The following is an 18,727-nucleotide window of genomic DNA, read 5'->3' on the forward strand; positions in this document are numbered from 1 at the left end:
CGGCGGGGCATGCACGGTGGTGGCACGGGCGGCGGTGGCATGGGCGTATACGAGGGCGGGCGTGCCGGGCGGGGGCTGCTGATGGGCGGGCTTCCGGGCCGCCGGACCGCCGGGCGCCCCAGGGCCGTACGGCGTCGGCGAGTTCGGGGAGCCGCGGGTCGTCGGGGGCCCAGACCAGTGCACTGTCCAGCGCACCTTCAGTGCCCTGCCGCTCTGTTGCCCTGCCGCTCTGTTGCCCTGCCGTCCTGTTGCCCTGCCGTCCTGTCGCCCGTCTCAGTTCAGGTAGAGGGCACGAAAGACTCCTTTCCGCACGGGACCGGGCCGGACTGCCCGTACGCGGCCGGGGCGATGCCGGTCAGGGCGCAGCTGGCCTCCCACAGGTGGGCGGCGGCCGTGGTGTCGGCCATGTGGTCCGGGACGGGCTCGAGTCTCGGTCTGCCTCGTAGGCCGAAGACTCTGGGGCCCCAGAGCCGGCCACCGGTCACGGTCGGATCGAGGGCTGCGCGGACGGCGGGCCAGGCGGCTGCCTCCTTGCCCTGGAGGAGGAGCCCGGCCGGGAGACCGTGCAGGAGCTCGCCGGTGGTGCGGACGTGGACAGGCGGGCGGGACGGGGTGAGGGAGTCGAGCGCGCCACCGGGGTGGGTCACCACGCTCAGCGTTGTGGCGTCGGCGGCGCGCAGACGCCGGTCGAGTTCGAAGCCGAAGAGCATCTGGGCCAGCTTCGAGCGCGCATAGGTGCGCTTGGGCAGGTAGTCGCGCGTGCTGTGGAGGTCGTCGGGGTCCAGTCGCTCGGACTTCGCGGTGAGGCTGCCGGTGGTCACGACGCGGGCGGCGGGTGCGGCCGCGAGAAGCGGCATCAGCCAGTGGGTCAGCGCGAAGTGCCCCAGGTGATTGGTGGCGAACATCAGCTCATGACCGGCTCGGGTCTCCCGCCGCCTGGGGTGATCGAGCAGCACACCGGCGTTGAGGACGACCGCGTCCAGACGGTCCAGCCGCAGCCTGTCCACGCACGCCCCGAGCGAGGGCAGGTCGGCGAGGTCCAGCGGAAGGTGGCGGAGCGCCGCCCCCGGTACACGGGAACGGATCGACGCCATGGCCGCCCCGGCCTTCGCCGCATCGCGGCTGCCGATGACGACGGTGGCACCGGTACGGGCCAGCTGCTCGGCGACGAAGTACCCGATCCCCGCATTGCCCCCGGTCACCAGGAAGCTCTTGCCGTCGGCACGCGGAAGCCGGTGCACGTCCCACGGCCGGGTCCGGCTGTCGCGGGGCGTTTGAACTCTGGGTGACACGGCAAGCTCCTTGAAGGTCGGGGTGGTTGCTGCGGATGGTGACCGGCATCGGCCACGTACAAGGTCGCAGCGGCTGCCGACACGCGACCGACACCGCGTCGACGGGGGCTGTCCGCCGCCGACACCCCGCCGATACCGCGTGCGCCATCGCTCGCCGCGGCTGGGTGATCCGCTGGGCGTGCGGTGATGAACCTGCAGGCCGGTGGGGGCTGGTCGCGCCCACGCGGCGGAGCCGCATAGCGACACAGCCCCGCGCCCCTGACGGGGCTTGGAAGGGCACCGGATTTCGGCACGCCTGCCGAGGTCGTTCAGGCCTGCGGGTTCAGGCGTATGGGGAGGGTGAGGGTGCTGTTGCCGATGAAGCTGGGGTGGGGTTCGCCTGCGCACGGGGGCCTCCGGAGGTTCGGTGGTGCGGCTTTCCGCTCCGACTGCCTCTGATACACCGCCCGGCCCGTTCAGGTTCCCAATCGGCGGACGGACTCGGCGAGTTGTATGGCGTCCGTGGTGGACGGCACCCCTTCCAGCCGTAGCGTGAGCGAGGCGGAGTGCTCCCACACGAGCGTGGGGCCTGCGGGGCGGACCGTGACGGAGCGCTCCCGGCCTTCCAGGGATGTCAACTTCAACTCCAGGCGGTGTGGTTCGGGGAACCACAGGGCGATGGCGCCCTTTACCGAGAGCCACTCGTGCGGGACGGGGGTCAGCTTGGCGAAGGCCGGGTCGAGGGCCGCCGGGAACTGGTCGAGCCGTATCCGCCTGCCGTCCTCGCCCCGCCAGCACAGCGACAGGACCTGGCCGTCCGCCGACACCGCCGCGCCCTCGAACGCGTCCACGCCGCGCGGCGCGACCGCGTCGAGTCCGGCCTTACGGGCCGCTGCCTGCGCCGACAGCTCTCCGCACTCCGGCGGCTGCGGGCTGCCCGGCGGCCGGGCGGAGGGGTCGTACCGCACCTCGACACCGCCGAAGTCGAACCACTCCACGACTGCGGCGCGCACCGGCGGGGTGAGGGCGAGCAGGACCACCAGTCCGCACAGGCCAGCGGCCAGCGCCCGCTTCCGCCGCCGGACACGGGCCCAGAGGGCGCGCAGCCGACCGGCCCGGCCGGGGAATCCCCGGTGATGCGGCGCGGGGGATGACGCGGAGGCGTCGCCCTCCCGCGACCGTGCGGCCACTATGTCGGCCAGCACCCGCTCGACGACCGTTTCGCCGTCCACCGGCGGACCGCCCAGCCCGCGCCCCAGCTCCCGCAGCTCCTCCGGCAGCCGCTCGTCGCGCTCGCGATCATTCCTCGCCATCGCTCCCACCCCCTTCCCCCGCCCCCGCCATCTCCCCGAACGTCTTCCCGGCTCTCTCCCCGGATGCCTTCCCCGCCTTCTCCCCGGACGCCTCCCTGGCCGTCTTCCCGGACGCCTCCCCGGGCCCCTCGAACGCCTCCCCGGCCTTCTCCCCGGACGCCTTCCCGAGCTCCCCGAACGCCTCCCCGGCCGCTTTCATCGACTTTCCCCCGGCCCTCTCCCCGTACCTCTCCTCGGCCCCCACCCCGATGGGCTCCCCGTCCCCCAACAGCTTCTCCAGTCTGCGCAGGGCCCGGTTCAGCCGGGACTTGACCGTGCCGCGCGGCCAGCCCAGCGTTTCGGCCGTTTCCGATTCGTCCAGATCCAGCAGATAGCGGCAGGTCACCACGCGGCGATGTGGCTCGCTCAGCTTGTCCAGGGCGGCCAACAGCCGCTCCCGGCGCTCGCCCGCGACCACTGCCACCGCCGGATCCGCGGATTCCGGTATCGGCGGCTCGGCTTTTCGGCCCAGCCCGGTCAGCAGGGCCTCGCGCCCCACCGCCGTGCGCAGCCGTTGCGCCGAGCGCACGGCATTGCGCGTCTCATTGGCGACGATCCGCAGCAGCCACGGCCGGAACGACGCCCCTTCCCTGAATGCCCCCAGCGCGAGATACGCCTTCACGAAGGAGTTCTGCACCACGTCCTCAGCGTCCGCACCCGCCCCCAGCAGCACCGCGGTGCGGTGCGCGATGGTCATGTGCGCGCGCATCAGCTCCGCGTACGCCTCGGCCTCACCGGCTCGTACACGCGCGATGATCTCCTTCTCGGCCCCCGCGACGAGGTCCCCCTCCATCAGCCTCACAGTGTTCATACACCGCGCGGCAGGGACAGGTTCCGGACCTGAGACAATGAGTCCCATGGCTCTCGATCGTCCGCGTGTGCTCTCCGGCATTCAGCCCACCGCCGGCTCCTTCCACCTCGGCAATTACCTCGGCGCCGTACGCCAGTGGGTGGCCCTGCAGGAGTCGCACGACGCCTTCTACATGGTGGTGGACCTGCACGCGATCACCGTGCCGCAGGACCCGAAGGAACTGCGCCAGAACACCCGGATCGCCGCCGCCCAGCTGCTGGCCGCCGGCCTCGACCCGGAGCGCTGCACCCTCTTCATCCAGAGCCACGTCCCCGAGCACGCCCAGCTCGGCTGGGTCATGAACTGCCTCACCGGTTTCGGCGAGGCCAGCCGCATGACGCAGTTCAAGGACAAGTCCGCCAAGCAGGGCACCGACCGCACCTCCGTCGGCCTGTTCACGTACCCGATCCTGCAGATCGCCGACATCCTGCTCTACCAGGCCAACCAGGTCCCGGTCGGCGAGGACCAGCGCCAGCACATCGAGCTGACCCGCGACCTCGCCGAGCGCTTCAACGCCCGCTTCGGTGAGACCTTCACCATGCCGGCGCCGTACATCCTCAAGGAGACGGCGAAGATCTACGACCTGCAGGACCCGTCGGCCAAGATGAGCAAGTCGGCCTCCAGCGCCAAGGGCCTGATCAACCTGCTGGACGAGCCCAAGGTCTCCGCGAAGAAGATCAAGAGTGCGGTCACCGACACCGACACCGTGATCCGCTTCGACGCCGAGAACAAGCCGGGCGTCTCCAACCTGCTCACCATCTACTCCACCCTCACCGGGACCACCATCCCCGAGCTGGAGCAGCAGTACGAGGGCAAGATGTACGGCGCCCTGAAGACCGACCTCGCCCAGGTGATGGTCGACTTCGTCACACCCTTCCGGGACCGTACGCAGGAATATCTGGACGACCCCGAGACGCTGGACTCCATCCTGGCCAAGGGGGCCGAGAAGGCCCGCGCGGTCGCCGCGGAGACGCTGGCCTCGGCATACGACAAGATCGGCTTCTTGCCCGCCAAGCACTGACCGGGCACCGAGCACGTACTGATCAAGGTCTGACCGCACACACGGCCCGGCTCCCCGTCGGCGGGGGCCGTTGGGCCTGTCCGTAAAGGACCGAGGACGCTCGCCGCGAACGCGGCGCACCCGGCACACTGGCACCCGGGACAACTGGCAGCTTCAGGAGGGAGAACGCAGTGGGGACCGTAACGCTCGGCGTTTCGATCGCGGTCCCGGAGCCGTACGGCAGCTTCCTGCAGAAGGAGCGCGCGGGCTTCGGGGACCCTGCCGCACACGGCATCCCCACGCACATCACCCTCCTCCCGCCGACGGAGGTCCAGGCCGCCGACCTCCCCGGCATCGAGGACCACCTCGCCGAGGTCGCCGCAGCTTTCCGGCCGTTCCGCCTGCGCCTGGAGGGCACGGACACCTTCCGCCCGCTCTCGCCGGTCGTCTTCGTCAAGGTCGTCGAGGGCGAGGCGGGCTGCGCGGCTCTCCAGGAGCGGGTACGCGCCGCCTCCGGGCCCTGCGCCCGCGAGCTGCACTTCCCGTACCACCCGCACGTCACCGTCGCGCACGGCATCTCCGAAGAGGCGATGGACCGGGCCCAGACGGAGCTGAAGGACTTCCGGGCCGACTGGACGATCGGCGCCTTCGCGCTCTACGAGCAGGGCGCGGACGGGGTGTGGCGCCTGGAGCGGGAGTACCCCTTCGGTGCGCCTGTCGCGGGGGTCCCCCGGCAGGTGGATCTTTCACGCCCGCCGGCGCCCTCCTGCTGAGCGGCGCCGCCGCCCATTTCCGTACGACTTCCGTACGACCTCCGTACGACGAGCGGCGTCCGCAGTGGCACGCCGCCGCAGCCCGTAGTGGTACCCCCGGCCCCGCAGCAGTACGCCCCCCCCAGCAGCCCGCACCTCGTGCCCGCGCTCACAAAGGCAGCCGCCGGAACACCCCCCGCGGCACATGCCGTAGCGCCGACATCACCAGCCGTAGCGCCCCCGGCACCCACACCACCTCCGTGCGCCGCCGCAGCCCCAGCTCCACCGCTTCGGCGACCGCCTCCGGGGTGGTGGCCAGGGGGGCGGGCTCCCTTCCGGCCGTCATCTTGGTCCGTACGAAACCGGGGCGTACGACCATGACGTGGACACCCGACCCGTACAGCGAGTCGCCCAGCCCCTGAGCGAAGGCGTCCAGGCCCGCCTTGCTCGACCCGTAGATGAAGTTCGAGCGGCGGGCGCGCTCGCCGGCCACCGAGGACAGCACGACCAGCGAGCCGTGGCCCTGGCCGCGCAGCGCCCGGGCGCAGATCAGGGCCGAGGAGACGGCGCCGGTGTAGTTGGTGCGGGCCACGCGGACCGCGGCGGCCGGGTCGCCCTCGTCGTGGGCCTGGTCGCCCAGTACGCCGAAGGCCAGCAGCACCATGTCGATGTCGCCCTCGGCGAAGATCTTGCCCAGGACTTCCTCGTGGGTGTCGGTCTCCAGGGCGTCGAAGGGCGCCGTACGGACCTCGGCGCCGAGCGAGCGCAGCTGCTGGGCGGCCTCCTCCAGGGCGGGGGAGGGGCGGCCGGCCAGCCAGACCGTACGGGTGCGGCGGGCGGCGAGGCGGCGGGCGGTGGCCAGGGCGATCTCGGAGGTGCCGCCGAGGACGAGGAGGGACTGCGGGCTGCCGAATGCGTCCTTCATGGTGGTTTCCCTTCAGAGGCGGTGGCGTACGGAGCGGTGGCGTACGGAGGGGCCGTGGGCGGGTGCGGGCTCACAGCCGCAGGCGGCGGGCCAGGTCCGAGGCGAAGACCCCGCGCGGGTCCAGCTCGGCGCGCAGCGCGCGGAAGCGCTCCAGGCGCGGGTACATCCCGGCCAGCAGCTCGGGCCGCAGCCGGGAGTCCTTGGCCAGGTAGACGCGGCCGCCCGCCGCCGCGACCTCCTCGTCGAGCCCGTCCAGGAAGGGGCCGAGGCCGGGCAGCGCGGCGGGGATGTCCAGGGCCAGCGTCCAGCCCTCACAGGGGAAGGACAGCCACCCCGGGTCGGCCGCCCCGAAGCGCTTGAGGACGGCGAGGAAGGAGGGGCAGCCGTGGCGGGAGATGTGGTGCACGATGCGGCGCAGGGTCTCCTCCTGGCCGTACCCGACGACGAACTGGTACTGGACGAAGCCGCTGCGCCCGTAGATCCGGTTCCAGTGCGGGATGCCGTCCAGGGGGTGGAAGAAGGCGGCGAGCTTCTGGAGCTCTCCGGTGCGGCGGCGGGGCGCCCTGCGGTACCAGAGCTCGTTGAAGGCGGTGACCGAGGCGCGGCTGAGCAGGCCCTCCGGGACGAAGCGGGGCGCCGCGGGGAGCTGTCCCGGGCGGAAGTCCAGGGGCGCGCGGCGGGCGCGGCCCCGCAGTGCCTCCAGGGGCGCGTGGTCGCCGCGCGTCAGTACGGCGCGGCCCAGCGCCGCCCCGCGCGCCAGGAGGTCGATCCAGGCGACGGAGTAGCGGTAGCGGTGGTCGGTCGCGGCGAGCCGTGCCATCAAGTCGTCCAGATCCGTGGCGCGTTCGGTGTCCACGCACATCAAGGAGGTGCGCACCGGCTGCAGCCGCACGGTCGCGCCGAGGATGACGCCGGTCAGGCCCATGCCGCCGGCCGTCGCGTCGAACAGGTCGCTCCCGGGCCGTACGGTGCGCACCTCGCCGTCGGCCGTGAGCAGCTCCAGGGACTTCACGTGCCGCGAGAAGGAGCCGCTGACGTGGTGGTTCTTGCCGTGGATGTCCGCGCCGAGGGCGCCGCCGACGGTCACGTACCGGGTGCCGGGCGTCACCGGGACGAACCAGCCCAGCGGCAGCAGCACCGCCATCAGCCGGTGCAGGCTCACGCCCGCGTCGCACACCACGACGCCCGCCTCGGCGTCGATGGAGCGGATGCGGTCCAGGCCGGTCATGTCCCAGACCGTGCCGCCCGCGTTCTGCGCGGCGTCGCCGTAGGAGCGCCCCAGGCCCCTGGCGATGCCGCCGCGGGCGCCACAGCCTTGTACGGCCGCTGCCGCCTCCTCGTACGAGCCGGGGCGGACCAGGCGGGCGGTGGTGGGGGCGGTGCGGCCCCAGCCGGTCACGGGGGCGGTGGTGTCGCGGGGCGGGGCCGGCGGCCGGGGGGTGGCGGCATAGGACATGGCAGTGACCGTAATGCCGTGAAAGTGGGTAATGCAGCTCTTGTCAAATTCCTAGCCGGAAAGGGTGATTAATGGGGTGCCTGGGCTAATTGGCCGGGAAGTCGGCCGAAGGCCGGTGAGAGTCGGAGGTGGCCGGTGGTGACACCCGCCCGCGTGAAACGGAACCCAGCGCACCGGCGAAACCGAACGAAGCGCACTGGCCCGGCCGCACCGACCGGATTGAGGTGACCTCCGCTTGAGCACGCTGTCCCCGCTGTCCCCCCTGCCTTCGCGGCCCCTGCCATCTCTCGTGTCACCGCAGCCCCCACTGCCCCCGTACGCCCCCGAAGGGCTCGACCGCCGGCTGCTCGTGGCGCTGCGCGACTGCGGCGCCGACGCGCGGATCGCCGCCGTCGCCCGCGCCCTGTCCCACAGCGGCGAACACGGCGCGCTGTGGATCGCCGCCGGGCTGGCGGGCGCGGCGGCCGACCGGCGCCGCCGGGCCGCCTGGCTCCGTGGCACCGCGCTGATCTGCGGCGCGCACCTGGCGAGCATGGCCGTCAAGCGGGCCGTACGCCGCCCGCGCCCCCACCTCCCCGCCCGCCGCGCCCCCCTCGTACGCACCGCGGGCGCCCACTCCTTCCCCAGCTCGCACGCCGCCTCGGCCGCCGCGGCCGCGGTCGCGCTCGGCGCCCTCGCCCCGGCCGGTGCCGCGCTGCCCGTAGTGGCCGCGGCCATGTGCGTCTCCCGGATGGTGGTCGGCGTCCACTACCCGAGCGATGTGCTGGCGGGCGCGGCCCTGGGCGCCCTGACCGCCCGTATCGGCGCGCCCTGGATGCACGCGGCCCCCTGCGCACCGATCACCGCACCGATCACCGCACCGGGCGGCCGCCGTGGCTGAACGCACCGCGCTCCTGGAGGAGCCGCCCCGCCCCACCCCCGCCGCCCTCCCCGCCACGCCGCCCACCTGGCGCGCGCGGGCCGCCGGACTGCCGCTGGGGCTGCTGCGCACCGCCCGGCCCCGCCAGTGGGTCAAGAACCTGCTGGTCGTGGCCGCCCCGGCCGCCGCGGGCGAGCTGCTGCGGCAGCGCACCGCCGTCCAACTCGTCCTCGTCTTCGCCCTGTTCACCGCCGCTGCGGCCGCCGTCTACCTCATCAACGACGCCCGGGACGCGGAGGCCGACCGGGCGCACCCCGACAAGTGCCGCCGCCCGGTCGCGGCGGGCGAGGTCCCCGTACCCGTCGCCTATGCGGTGGGCGGGCTGCTGGCCGTAGTGGTCCCGGCAGCCGCGGCCGTGCTGTGCAACACCGCCACCGCGGCCCTCATCGGCAGCTACATCCTCATGCAGCTCGCCTACTGCATCAGCCTCAAGCACGTCCTGGTGCTGGACCTCTTCGTCGTCACCACCGGCTTCCTGATGCGCGCGATGGCCGGCGGGCTGGCGCTCGGCATCCCGCTGTCGCGCTGGTTCCTGATCACGGCGGGCTTCGGGGCGCTGTTCATGGTGGCCGCCAAGCGCTACTCCGAAGCCCTCCAGATGGCGGGGAAGGACGGCGGGGCGCGCGGCGAGACGCGGGCGCTGCTGCGCGAATACAGCGACGGATATCTGCGCTTCGTGTGGCAGCTGGCGGCGGGCGGCGCGGTGCTGGCGTACTGCCTGTGGGCGCTGGAGAGCGGCGGCACCAGCGTGGGCGTGCTGCCCTGGCGGCAGCTGTCCATGGTGCCCTTCATCCTGGCCGTACTGCGCTACGCGGTCTTCGCGGACCGGGGCACCGCGGGCGCCCCCGAGGACGTGGTGCTGCGCGACCGCCCGCTGCTGGTCATCGGGCTGGTCTGGGCGGCGCTGTACGGCATGGCCGTCGCGGACGTGTGAGGAGCGCGGCCGTGCACAGCCCCCGGGCCGGACGCCCCCTCGCCACCGAAGTCCTCGGCTTCGCCCTCGCCGGACTCTGCGCGTACGCCGTCGACCTCGCGCTCTTCCTCTGGCTGCGCGGACCGGCCGGGCTCGGCCCGATCACCGCCAAGTCGCTCTCCTTCCTGGCCGGCTGCACGGTCGCCTACGCCGGGAACGCGCTCGGCGCCTACCGCGGCCGTACGAGCGGACCCGGCCGGATGCGGCAGTACGGGGTCTTCCTCGGCGTGAACGCCGCCGGCGCCCTCGTCCAGCTCGGCTGCCTGGCCGTCTCCCACTACGGCCTCGGCTTCACTTCTCCGCGCGCGGACGCCGTCTCCGGCGCGGGCATCGGCATGGCACTGGCGACGTGTCTGCGGTTCTGGGGTACTCGCACGCTGGTGTTCCGCCCCACGATCACCCATATGAGGGACCAACACCATCAAAAGGTGTTGAAGGTGGAGGAAGGGTAAGGGAAGGCCATGGACTGGTTGACCAAGCTTCCGGTGATCGGCCCCGCGGTCGCCTGGCTGATGCGTACCCACCTGTGGCGCGCCTACGAACGTATGCAGCGCGTCCACTGGACCCGGCTCGCCGCCGCGATCACCTTCACCAGCTTCGTCGCGCTCTTCCCGCTGCTCACCGTGGCCGCCGCGAGCGCGGCGGCCCTGCTGAGCAAGCAGCAGGTGCACGACCTGGAGAAGAAGGTCGCCGAGCAGATCCCGGGCATCTCCGGCCAGCTCGACCTCGCCGGGCTCGTCGACAACGCGGGCACCGTCGGACTGATCGCCGGTGCCGCGCTGCTGTTCACCGGCATCGGCTGGATCGAGTCACTGCGCGACTGCCTGCGCGCCGTATGGGAGAAGGAGGACGAGGAGGGCAACTTCTTCGTCAACAAGCTCAAGGACGGCGGCCTGCTGCTCGGCCTGGGCGGCGTCGCGCTGCTCTCCCTCGCCGCCTCGGGCTTCGCCTCGGCCGCCGTGGGCAAGGTGGCCGACGCGATCGGACTGGAGAAGGGCGGCGCCGGGAGCGTGCTGCTCTCGGCTGCCGCCTTCTGCATCGCCGTACTCGCGAACTTCCTCATGCTCGCGTACATCCTCACCAGGCTCCCCGGCGCCCACCCGCCGCGCCGCGCCGTCGTGGTGGCGGGCTTCATCGGCGCGGTCGGCTTCGAGCTGCTCAAGCTGCTGCTGAGCGGCTATCTCAAGGACGTCGCGGCCAAGAGCATGTACGGCGCCTTCGGTACGCCCATCGCGCTGCTGCTGTGGATCAACTTCACCGCGAAGCTGCTGGTGTTCTGCGCCTCCTGGACGGCGACGCAGGACAAGGAGACGCAGGACGCAGAGACGCAGGACACGGACGGCGCGTCGGGCGTACCGGACAAGGCGAACAAGCCGGGCAGGGAGGGTGGGCCGGAGGCCGAGGTCACTTCCCCGAGCGGCGGCGCACCAGCTCAGGAAGCGGCCAGCGACGGTGCACCAGGAAGGCCAGCGCCCCCAGCACCACCAGCGCACCGCCCGTGATGCCGGCCGCGGCCCACACCCCGCCGGCGCCGCCCTCGCCCGCGTCCATCGCGGCCTGCGTGTTCTTGTCGTGCTGCTCGGGGTTGGCGGCGTCGCCCTCCTCGCTGCGCGGGCCGACCAGCCGCCCCACCGGCTCGACCTTGTCCGCCGCCGCGAAGCCCCAGTCGAAGAGCTTGGCCGTCTCCTTGTAGGCCTCGTTGTGCTCCTTCTTCTCCGGGTTCATGACCGTGACCAGCAGCTTGCGGTCACCGCGCTGGGCGACGCCGGTGAAGGTGGCCCCCGCGTTGGTCGTGGACCCGTTCTTCACGCCCGCGATGCCCTCGTACGGCTTGACGTCGTGGTCGCCGACCAGCAGGCGGTTGGTGTTCTGGATGCCGAAGGCCTCCCGCTTGCCGTCCTTGCCCTCCAGGCCGGGGAACTTGGCGCTCGGCGTGGAGCAGTACTCCCGGAAGTCGGCGTTCTGCAGGCCGGAGCGGGCGAAGAGCGTGAGGTCGTACGCGCTGGAGACCTGGCCGGGGGCGTCGTAGCCGTCGGGGGAGACGACGTGGGTGTCGTTCGCGTTCAGCTCGCGGGCGTGCTTGTTCATCTCCTGCACGGTCTTGTCGCGGCCGCCGTTCATCGCGGAGAGCGTGTAGACCGCGTCGTTGCCGGACCGCAGGAAGACGCCCAGCCACAGGTCGTGGACGGTGTAGGTCAGGTTCTCCTTGATGCCCACCAGGCTGCTGCCGGAGCCCAGCCCCTGCAGGTCGGTGGCCTTGACCTTGTACTTCTGGTCCTTGGGGAACTTCGGCAGCACCGTGTCGGCGAACAGCATCTTCATGGTGCTGGCCGGCGGCAGCTGCCAGTGCGCGTTGTGCGAGGCCAGCACCTTGCCGGACTCGGCGTCGGAGACGATCCAGGAGCGGGCCGTGATGCCCTCGGGCAGCTTGGGCGCGCCCGCCTTGAGCTGCACCTGCGTCCCGGGCTGCCCCAGGCGTTCACCGCCGACCCTCGACATCTTGGCGGGCGGCAGCGGGGCCTTTTGCCGGCCCTTGTCATCCTTTTGCTGACCCTTGCCGTCCTGCTGGCCGGCCTGTCCGCTCTTGGGATCCTTGGGATCCTTCTCGTCCGCGTACGCGGGGACGGTCAGCAGCAGCGGCGAGAGCACCAGAGAGGCGCAGGTCACAGCGGCAGCCGTACGGGTCGAGCGCGCGAGGAGGCGTACGGATGAGAAAGCGGGCGATGTGGGAGATGCGGGAGATTTCGTCGGCACGTCGGTGAACGTACCGGGCGCCGTCGAGCGCTCCGACAGCGCCCCACGGAAGAGTGCCCCGGACGAAGGCCGGGCGGATCGGCTGCCCATACTGTCCTCCATGAAGCTCTCGCGACCCGTGTCCTGGTTCCTGCTCGCCTTCGGGGTCTGGAGCTGGTTCATCTGGATCACTTTCGTCAAAAACCTCGTGAAGGACGGGAGCGGTCTCGCCTTCGATGACGCGGGTGACCCGACCGCCTACTTCTGGGTGCATCTGCTGCTCGCGGCGACTTCCTTTCTCTTGGGGACGGTGATCGGGGTCATCGGGTTCCGTGGCGTACGCGCCCTGCGCCGGGCGGCCACCCCCGCTGTGACCCGCGACGACTCCTCTGCCGCGGCCTGAGTCCAGCCGCCACCCCCGCCCCCGCCGCACCCCCGGGTGCCGCATCTCACCCCCGCGCCGGCGGCGGCGAGGCCCCCGTGCCCCTGCCGCCGCCCCGCGCTCTTCCCACCTGGCTGAATTCCGCCCCTCTCTCGGATTCGACCGCCGGGACGGTTTACGCATCTCCTCCCGCACAAGGGAGTTGAGGAAACAGTCGCCGAACACCCCCTCGGTAACAGCGCATCGACAAAACCGCGCCCGATTCCACTCCCAGGCCGGACAATCGGAAACTATCGCCCTTGCGTAATCCGCCCGCCGCCCCCTAGCGTCTACCGTCTTTGCGGGGAACGGGGGAGGGCGTCAATGGGCGAGCAATACCGGGTTGATCTGGGCGAGTTGGACACCGTCGTCCGCAAACTCAAGGGTTTGCAGGGCGAAATGGACGAGCCGAGCCAGAAGGTGAAGTACAGCACGACGATCCCGAAGTCGGCGTTCGGGTCGGCCTTCAACGAGGCCGAGAAGCTCGGCAGCGCGCACGACAAGATGCAGGCCTACATGACACAGGTCGTCACCGCGCTCCAGGACCTGATCCGGGAGTTCGGCGAGAAGACCGAGCGCAGCCGGGGTGCGTACGAGGACCAGGAACAGGCGGCCAAGTCCTCGATGCGGGGCTGACCTTCCGGATCCGAGGCTGCGGACGCACACGAGAACAACGGCAGAGGGGGAAGCTCATGGCCGGCGGGCCCATGGACGCAGAGGGCAACAAGGCGTACGAGAAGCAGATCGACGCCAAGCACCGGAAAGAGAGACTCAAGGAGTTCGAGTCCTACAAGCCCATCGAGGTCTCCGATTCCGACTTCCACCACCACGGGATCGATGCTCTCCGGGCGATGATCGCGAAGGCCGATCCCGATGCCCTCGAGACGTCAGGTGACCACTGGCGGGCGTCCGCCGACCGGCTCGCGGGCGAGGACGGACAAGGCGGCATCCGGAAGGCGTTCATGGACGCCGTCGACCACGCCTCGGGGCACTGGCGGGGCCAGGCGGCCGACGCGTTCCGCCGCGAGGCGGCAGAGGTTCTCAAGAAGATCGACCGGACCTACGGGCATGCGCGCAACGTGGAGCAGATGCTGATCGGAACGCGCTCCACGGGGCCCCAGGCCGGCGTCGCGCACAATCTGCGCGAGGCCAAGAAGGCCATGTCGAAGATCGAGGACCCGGGCAAGCTGGAGAGCGCCTTCAACTCGAAGGGCGACGACACCCAGTTCCACAAGGACATGGCGGACAAGGGCATGGACGCCCGAATGGCGCTCGAGCTCAACCGGGACAAGCTGTCGCTGAGCAAGGAGCGGCAAGTCGAGGCAGTCATCGTCATGGAGGAACTGGCCGCCAACTACCGTGCGCGCAGCGGCTCCGTCCTGGACGACCTCGGACCTGCGCCCGGTGGGTCCAGGGACTGGCCCACCGCGCCGAGCGCGCAGACGCCGCCCCCGCCCGTGAACATGCCCACGCCCGGTGGCAGCAGCCCCAAGCCGACGGCTCCCGTGGCGCCGGGTGCGCCGAAAGCCCCGCTGGGGCCGGGTGTTCCGAGGGACCCCAACGGCGTTCATCTCAAGCCGACCGTCCCGTCGACGCCGCACACCCCGAGTGCGCCGCACGCTCCGCTCACGCCGTCAACTCCGCCCATCCGCACCGGACTCGACGGGCTGCAGGACGGCATCGCGAATCCGGTGGGCCCGGGCACCGGGCCGCTCGACCGGCCGGGCGGGGGCCCCGGCGGCCCTCCCGGCCCTGGTCCCGGTGGTGGCAGCAGCACGGTCACGCCGGGCATACCTGGCGGGTTCCCTCCGACTGGCAGGCCCGGAGTCCCCGGTGGACCGGGCGGAACCGTACGTCCGGGCCCCGGTCCCAGCAACGGGATCAGCGGTGGCCGGACCGGTGGCCCCGGTGGCACAGGGAATGCGGGCGCCGGTCGTCCCGGCATGCCCGGCGGCATGGGCGGTGGCGCGGGAGCCGGCGGCGGCGCGAGCCGAGGTGGCGCAGGGCGGAGCGGTGCCCAGGCCCGTACGCGCGGTGGTGTGGTCGGCGCGCCGGGCGGACCCGCGTCCAGCGCGAAGCAGGGCGGCTCCGGACTGCACCGCAGCCGTGGGGGAGCGCAGGCCGCCGGTGCCGGGCAGCGCGCAGCCGGCATGCCCGGTGTACCGGGCGGCCGAGGGGGCCGGGGGGAGGACAAGGAGCGGGGCGCCAAGGATCGCCCCGACTACCTCATCGAGGACGAGGAGACCTGGACCCCGCGCCGTAACGTGTCCCCGCGAGTGATCGAGTAGCGAGTCGTCGGAGCGAGGCGCCGGGCCACCCCCGGCGTGCAGGGGCGCTCCGTGCGGTCTCCGCGCGGAGCGCCTCCGGAGGCGGATCCCACCCGCCCGGAACGGAAGCAGTGAGGAGCCAAGGCATGAGGGTCACCCGAACTCTGCGCGCGGCCATCGGCGCCGCGTTGACCGGAGCGCTGCTCCTGACCACGGGCGGAGTCGCCACCGCCGACCCGGTACGGGACGCGCAGTGGCCACTGGACGCGTTCGACGCACGCAGCATCTGGCGGCAGGCCACTGGGAAGGGCATCACGGTGGCGGTCATCGAGCCCGGATTCCGGACCACGCATCAGGACCTCACCGGAAAGTTCCTGCCGGGCAAGGAGTTCCCCAACGCGACGGCCGACAAAAGCACTCTCGCGCCCAAGCCGGGCGAGGACATCCGCGATCACGGTACGGCGATGGCGGGTCTCATCGCCGGGCACGGTCATGGCGCGGGCGGCAAGTTGGGCATCAAGGGACTCGCACCCGACGTGAAGATCCTGCCGCTGGTGGCCGACAAGGCAGGGCCCGAGGCGACCCGTTATGCGGCCGACCACGGGGCCGGGGTCATCAACATGTCGTACGTGGCCGACAAGAACACCCCCGATATGTGCGAGTCCATTCAGTACGCACTGGACAAAGGTGTAGTGGTGGTGGCGGGCGTCGGCAATGACGCCCTGCCGGAGACGCGCTATCCGGCAGCGTGCCCCGGAGTGATCGGCGTCGGTGCCGTGGACGAGTACGGCAAGGTCTGGGACGGCAGCAACTACAACGCGACCGTCGATGTTCTCGCCCCCGGAGTCAAGCTCGCATTCGCCGGCGGCAAGAGTGACTCCAGCTATTCCACCGGCGACGGCACATCGGCCGCCACCGCCTACGTGTCCGCTGCCGTGGCGCTGTTGCGGGAGAAGTATCCGGAGCTCAGTCCCGGGCAGATTGCCAACAGGCTGGTGAAGACGGCCGGGTTGCCGAAGGGGGAGAAGGCGAAGGGGCTGAAGGTGCCCGATGCGCATTACGGGTACGGGTTCATTCAGCCGTACGGGGCGTTGACCCGGGATATTCCGGCGGGGCCCAAGGAGGGGCCGTTGCCGATGCCTACGGGGAAGGCGTCGGGGGCTGCCGCGGCTCCGGGAGCCGAGGGCAGGGCGGAGGCCGGGGAGTCGGCGGGCTCGGGGAACACTGCGCTGGTGGTGGGGGGTGGAGCGCTCGGGCTGCTGGTTGTCGTGGGGATTGTCGCCGGGGTCGTGGTGGCGGCGCGGCGGCGGAAGAGTGCGGGGCCGCCGCAGGCCTGGGGGTGAGACGGGATCCCGGCCCCGGGCGGGAAGTAAATAGGGCGACGGGGGTGAAGCGGGATGTTAGCTTCCGGGTATGCATGCCGTGGGTGAGAGTGACATACGCGCGTCCTTCGTCAACTGTTCGAAGGGCGAGGCGCGCAGGCTGAGCCTTCCCGTGGGGCTCGCCGAAAAGCCCTGGGACGACCTGGACTTCCTGGGATGGCGGGATCCGGGTGCGCCGGACCGGGGATATCTCGTGGTGCCCTCGGGGGCGCAAGGAGAGCAGCTGTACGGGATTACGCTGCGGGTCCCGCAGGGAGTGCGGCGGAGTTTCACGAAAACCACTGTGTGCTCGATCTGTATGACCGGACACCCTGGCTCCGGCGTCAGTCTTTTCGCCGCGCGCAGGGCCGGAGTCGCGGGGCGGCAGGGAAATACGGTCGGTACGTATATCTGCGCCGACCTGGCGTGCTCGCTGTATGTGCGCGGGAAGAAGAAGTCCGAGCTGGCGGGGCGGCACGAGGAGTCGCTGCCGGTGGAGGAGAAGATCGCCCGGCTGTCCGCGAACCTGGACGCCTTTGTCACCAAGGTGCTTGAGGGCGAGGAGTAGGCGGGCGGCAGGGGCAGAGGGACCACTCGTCGCGCGCCGTCCGGTGCGCGCGAGTGGTGTGCGAACGCTGTGCGCGGGCGGGGCCACTGTGGTTGGGTGATGCGCGTCACAAGTACCGGGGTGGGTGCTGGTGGATGCGCCGACACCGGTGTGGCCCGGCCTTGAGGGGGCGCGCATGCGGTGGGGGACGGGGCTGCGGGTGGCCGTCGCTGCGGCGGTGGTGGCCGTGGTCGGCGGTGGCGGAGCCTGGCTGATGACCGCGGGCGGGGGCGAGACGGAGCCGATCCGGGTCGGTACGACGGACTCGGTGACCTCCCTCGATCCGGCCGGGGCCTATGACGCGGGCTCCTGGGCGCTGTTCGGGAATGTGTACCAGTCGCTGCTGACGTTCACGCGCGAGTCCAGACAGCCGGTGCCGGACGCCGCCAGGCGCTGCGGGTTCGTGGGCGACAAGCTGCTGACGTACCACTGTGAACTGCGCAAGGGGCTGCGGTTCGCGGACGGCCGGGAGGTCACGGCGCGCGATGTGCAGTACTCCTTCGACCGGATCCGGCGGATCGCCTCGCCGCAGGGGCCGGCCCCGCTGCTGGACACACTGAAGGCGGTACGGGCCCAGGGGCGCCGGGTCACCTTCGAACTGGCCGCGCCCGACGCCACGTTCCCCTTCAAGATCGCGACGGGCGCCGGGGCGATCGTGGACCGCACCAGGTACCGGGCGGACCGGCTGCGCACGGACGGGCGGGTGTACGGCTCGGGCCCGTACGTGCTGACGACGTACGAAGCGGGACGGCGGGCCGTACTGGTGCCCAACTCCCGCTACCAGGGGGCGGTGAAGGACACCGGACAGCCGGTCACGGTGCGCTACTTCGCCGACCCGGAGAGCCTGGGCGCCGCCTGGCGGGTGCGCGAAGTCGACGTAGCGGGACGGCAGTTGCCACCCGCCGACGTGGCGGGCAAGCCGTCGAGCGGCCCGGATGTACGGGTCGCCGTCAGCCCCGCCGCCAACACCCGCTCCATGGTCTTCAACCTGCGGCCCGGCTCGCCGCTGGCCGACCCGCTGATACGCCGCGCCGTCGCCGCGACCGTGGACCGGGCGACGCTCTCCCGCGACGTCTACGGCCGTACGGTCGAGCCGCTGTACGCCCTCATCCCGCAGGGGATCACCGGCCACAGCACCGCCTTCTTCGACCGCCACCCGCAGCCGGACCCGGGCGCGGCCCGCGCGCTGCTGCGGCAGGCCGGGGTGCGGCTCCCGGTCCGCTTCGGCCTGGCGTACTCGCAAGGGGCGGCCTCCGGTCCCGAAGCGGCGGAACTGGAGAGGCAGTTGGAGGCCACCGGGCTCTTCGAGGTGAGCACCAGGAAGGTGGAGTGGACCCAGTTCCAGAAGGGGTACGCACGCGGCGCCTACGACGCGTACTGCATCGGCTGGGTCGCCGACTTCCCCGACCCCGACAACTTCACCGCGCCTCTGGTCGGCACGGGCGCCACCCTGCACACCGGCTACCGCAGCCCGTACGTGGACAGGCTGCTGCGCGCCACCGCCCGTGAGACCGACCGCGGCGAGACCCGCGCCGACTTCCGCGCCCTGCAGGTGCGCATCGCCCGGGACGTGCCGCTGCTGCCGCTGTGGCAGCGCAAGGACTATGTGCTGTCCACGACGGCGGTGTCGGGCGCGGAGTATCTGTCGGACGGCACGGGCATCTGGCGGCTGTGGAAGCTGGGGAGGATCTGAGCACGCGCCTCCGCCCGTTCCCTGCACGTCCCCCTCCAACAACCCTGGGGCGGTGACTCGGACGGTCAGGGGGATCCGGACGGCCAGGAGATCCGGGCGGCCAGGGGATCCGGACGGTCACGGGGCCCGGACGGCCAGGGGATCCGG

17 protein-coding genes and 1 pseudogene are annotated in these 18,727 nt (G+C 71.8%); 12 read left to right on the plus strand and 6 right to left on the minus strand.

Annotation, left to right across the window (positions count from 1 at the left end; genetic code table 11):
* Nucleotides 1-278: 278 nt before the first annotated feature.
* The 3 genes and pseudogenes from AC4IJH_RS19090 to AC4IJH_RS19100 form a co-directional block, all read right to left on the minus strand.
* Entirely contained in the window at nucleotides 279-1,292 is a 1,014-nt protein-coding gene (locus AC4IJH_RS19090; RefSeq protein ID WP_490852964.1) for an SDR family NAD(P)-dependent oxidoreductase, read from the minus strand.
* A 455-nt stretch (nucleotides 1,293-1,747) separates the two neighbouring features.
* Nucleotides 1,748-2,584, minus strand: a complete 837-nt coding sequence (locus tag AC4IJH_RS19095) for a hypothetical protein (RefSeq protein ID WP_490852965.1) — start codon at nucleotides 2,582-2,584, stop codon at nucleotides 1,748-1,750.
* A 226-nt stretch (nucleotides 2,585-2,810) separates the two neighbouring features.
* Nucleotides 2,811-3,380, minus strand: a pseudogene (locus tag AC4IJH_RS19100) (RNA polymerase sigma factor); the annotation flags it as partial.
* Between the two features lie 100 nt (nucleotides 3,381-3,480).
* Here AC4IJH_RS19100 and trpS point away from each other — a divergent pair.
* Nucleotides 3,481-4,494, plus strand: a complete 1,014-nt coding sequence (gene trpS, locus AC4IJH_RS19105) for a tryptophan--tRNA ligase (RefSeq protein ID WP_490852966.1) — start codon at nucleotides 3,481-3,483, stop codon at nucleotides 4,492-4,494.
* Nucleotides 4,495-4,664: 170 nt separating this feature from the next.
* Nucleotides 4,665-5,246, plus strand: a complete 582-nt coding sequence (locus AC4IJH_RS19110; RefSeq protein ID WP_490852967.1) for a 2'-5' RNA ligase family protein — start codon at nucleotides 4,665-4,667, stop codon at nucleotides 5,244-5,246.
* Between the two features lie 148 nt (nucleotides 5,247-5,394).
* Here AC4IJH_RS19110 and dprE2 read toward each other — a convergent pair whose 3' ends face one another.
* Both dprE2 and dprE1 read right to left on the minus strand, forming a co-directional pair.
* Nucleotides 5,395-6,150 carry a decaprenylphospho-beta-D-erythro-pentofuranosid-2-ulose 2-reductase gene (gene dprE2 / locus AC4IJH_RS19115; protein ID WP_490852968.1) on the minus strand — a complete coding sequence of 252 codons (756 nt, stop codon included), beginning with the start codon at nucleotides 6,148-6,150 and terminating at the stop codon, nucleotides 5,395-5,397.
* Nucleotides 6,151-6,220: 70 nt separating this feature from the next.
* The gene (dprE1, locus tag AC4IJH_RS19120) at nucleotides 6,221-7,606 is read right to left on the minus strand and encodes a decaprenylphosphoryl-beta-D-ribose oxidase (RefSeq protein WP_490852969.1); all 1,386 of its coding nucleotides are present in this window, start codon (nucleotides 7,604-7,606) and stop codon (nucleotides 6,221-6,223) included.
* A gap of 289 nt (nucleotides 7,607-7,895) precedes the next feature.
* Here dprE1 and AC4IJH_RS19125 point away from each other — a divergent pair, with 289 nt between their 5' ends.
* The 4 genes from AC4IJH_RS19125 to AC4IJH_RS19140 are packed head-to-tail and all read left to right on the plus strand — an operon-like array spanning nucleotide 7,896 to nucleotide 11,000.
* Nucleotides 7,896-8,486, plus strand: a complete 591-nt coding sequence (locus AC4IJH_RS19125; protein ID WP_490852970.1) for a phosphatase PAP2 family protein — start codon at nucleotides 7,896-7,898, stop codon at nucleotides 8,484-8,486.
* Entirely contained in the window at nucleotides 8,479-9,459 is a 981-nt protein-coding gene (locus AC4IJH_RS19130; protein ID WP_490852971.1) for a decaprenyl-phosphate phosphoribosyltransferase, read from the plus strand. The genes AC4IJH_RS19125 and AC4IJH_RS19130 overlap by 8 nt, the downstream gene beginning before the upstream one ends.
* A gap of 11 nt (nucleotides 9,460-9,470) precedes the next feature.
* Complete coding sequence (locus tag AC4IJH_RS19135; protein WP_490852972.1) at nucleotides 9,471-9,950, plus strand: GtrA family protein; 480 nt, start codon at nucleotides 9,471-9,473, stop codon at nucleotides 9,948-9,950.
* Between the two features lie 9 nt (nucleotides 9,951-9,959).
* Entirely contained in the window at nucleotides 9,960-11,000 is a 1,041-nt protein-coding gene (locus tag AC4IJH_RS19140; protein ID WP_490852973.1) for a YihY/virulence factor BrkB family protein, read from the plus strand.
* Here AC4IJH_RS19140 and AC4IJH_RS19145 read toward each other — a convergent pair.
* Nucleotides 10,903-12,342, minus strand: coding sequence for a D-alanyl-D-alanine carboxypeptidase family protein (locus AC4IJH_RS19145; RefSeq protein ID WP_490852974.1), 1,440 nt, complete (start codon nucleotides 12,340-12,342; stop codon nucleotides 10,903-10,905). The two genes, AC4IJH_RS19140 and AC4IJH_RS19145, sit on opposite strands and share 98 nt — an antisense overlap.
* A gap of 10 nt (nucleotides 12,343-12,352) precedes the next feature.
* On the opposite strand from AC4IJH_RS19145, the gene AC4IJH_RS19150 reads away from it, so the two are divergent.
* The 6 genes from AC4IJH_RS19150 to AC4IJH_RS19175 all read left to right on the plus strand — a co-directional run bounded on the left by AC4IJH_RS19150 (nucleotide 12,353) and on the right by AC4IJH_RS19175 (nucleotide 18,580).
* Nucleotides 12,353-12,634: an SCO4848 family membrane protein gene (locus AC4IJH_RS19150; RefSeq protein ID WP_490852975.1), complete on the plus strand. Its 282-nt coding sequence runs from the start codon at nucleotides 12,353-12,355 to the stop codon at nucleotides 12,632-12,634.
* Nucleotides 12,635-12,976: 342 nt separating this feature from the next.
* Nucleotides 12,977-13,288, plus strand: coding sequence for a DUF2563 family protein (locus AC4IJH_RS19155; protein WP_490852976.1), 312 nt, complete (start codon nucleotides 12,977-12,979; stop codon nucleotides 13,286-13,288).
* A 56-nt stretch (nucleotides 13,289-13,344) separates the two neighbouring features.
* On the plus strand, nucleotides 13,345-14,940 hold the full coding sequence (locus AC4IJH_RS19160) for a WXG100 family type VII secretion target (RefSeq protein WP_490852977.1): 1,596 nt from the start codon (nucleotides 13,345-13,347) through the stop codon (nucleotides 14,938-14,940).
* Nucleotides 14,941-15,065: 125 nt separating this feature from the next.
* Nucleotides 15,066-16,262: a S8 family serine peptidase gene (locus AC4IJH_RS19165; protein ID WP_490852978.1), complete on the plus strand. Its 1,197-nt coding sequence runs from the start codon at nucleotides 15,066-15,068 to the stop codon at nucleotides 16,260-16,262.
* Between the two features lie 70 nt (nucleotides 16,263-16,332).
* Nucleotides 16,333-16,848: an FBP domain-containing protein gene (locus AC4IJH_RS19170; protein ID WP_490852979.1), complete on the plus strand. Its 516-nt coding sequence runs from the start codon at nucleotides 16,333-16,335 to the stop codon at nucleotides 16,846-16,848.
* Between the two features lie 175 nt (nucleotides 16,849-17,023).
* Entirely contained in the window at nucleotides 17,024-18,580 is a 1,557-nt protein-coding gene (locus AC4IJH_RS19175; RefSeq protein ID WP_490852980.1) for an ABC transporter substrate-binding protein, read from the plus strand.
* Nucleotides 18,581-18,727: the final 147 nt, after the last annotated feature.

The sequence above is a fragment of the Streptomyces sp. UF-297 genome, from assembly GCF_058245575.1.

Bases quoted from the DNA above. Each gene is read 5' to 3' on its own strand.
- AC4IJH_RS19175 (WP_490852980.1), top strand. From the start codon at position 17,024: ATGCGGTGGGGGACGGGGCTGCGGGTGGCCGTCGCTGCGGCGGTGGTG.
- dprE1 (WP_490852969.1), bottom strand. From the start codon at position 7,606: ATGTCCTATGCCGCCACCCCCCGGCCGCCGGCCCCGCCCCGCGACACC.
- trpS (WP_490852966.1), top strand. From the start codon at position 3,481: ATGGCTCTCGATCGTCCGCGTGTGCTCTCCGGCATTCAGCCCACCGCC.
- AC4IJH_RS19160 (WP_490852977.1), top strand. From the start codon at position 13,345: ATGGCCGGCGGGCCCATGGACGCAGAGGGCAACAAGGCGTACGAGAAG.
- AC4IJH_RS19145 (WP_490852974.1), bottom strand. From the start codon at position 12,342: ATGGGCAGCCGATCCGCCCGGCCTTCGTCCGGGGCACTCTTCCGTGGG.
- dprE2 (WP_490852968.1), bottom strand. From the start codon at position 6,150: ATGAAGGACGCATTCGGCAGCCCGCAGTCCCTCCTCGTCCTCGGCGGC.
- AC4IJH_RS19170 (WP_490852979.1), top strand. From the start codon at position 16,333: ATGCATGCCGTGGGTGAGAGTGACATACGCGCGTCCTTCGTCAACTGT.
- AC4IJH_RS19165 (WP_490852978.1), top strand. From the start codon at position 15,066: ATGAGGGTCACCCGAACTCTGCGCGCGGCCATCGGCGCCGCGTTGACC.
- AC4IJH_RS19150 (WP_490852975.1), top strand. From the start codon at position 12,353: ATGAAGCTCTCGCGACCCGTGTCCTGGTTCCTGCTCGCCTTCGGGGTC.
- AC4IJH_RS19095 (WP_490852965.1), bottom strand. From the start codon at position 2,584: ATGGCGAGGAATGATCGCGAGCGCGACGAGCGGCTGCCGGAGGAGCTG.
- AC4IJH_RS19140 (WP_490852973.1), top strand. From the start codon at position 9,960: ATGGACTGGTTGACCAAGCTTCCGGTGATCGGCCCCGCGGTCGCCTGG.
- AC4IJH_RS19155 (WP_490852976.1), top strand. From the start codon at position 12,977: ATGGGCGAGCAATACCGGGTTGATCTGGGCGAGTTGGACACCGTCGTC.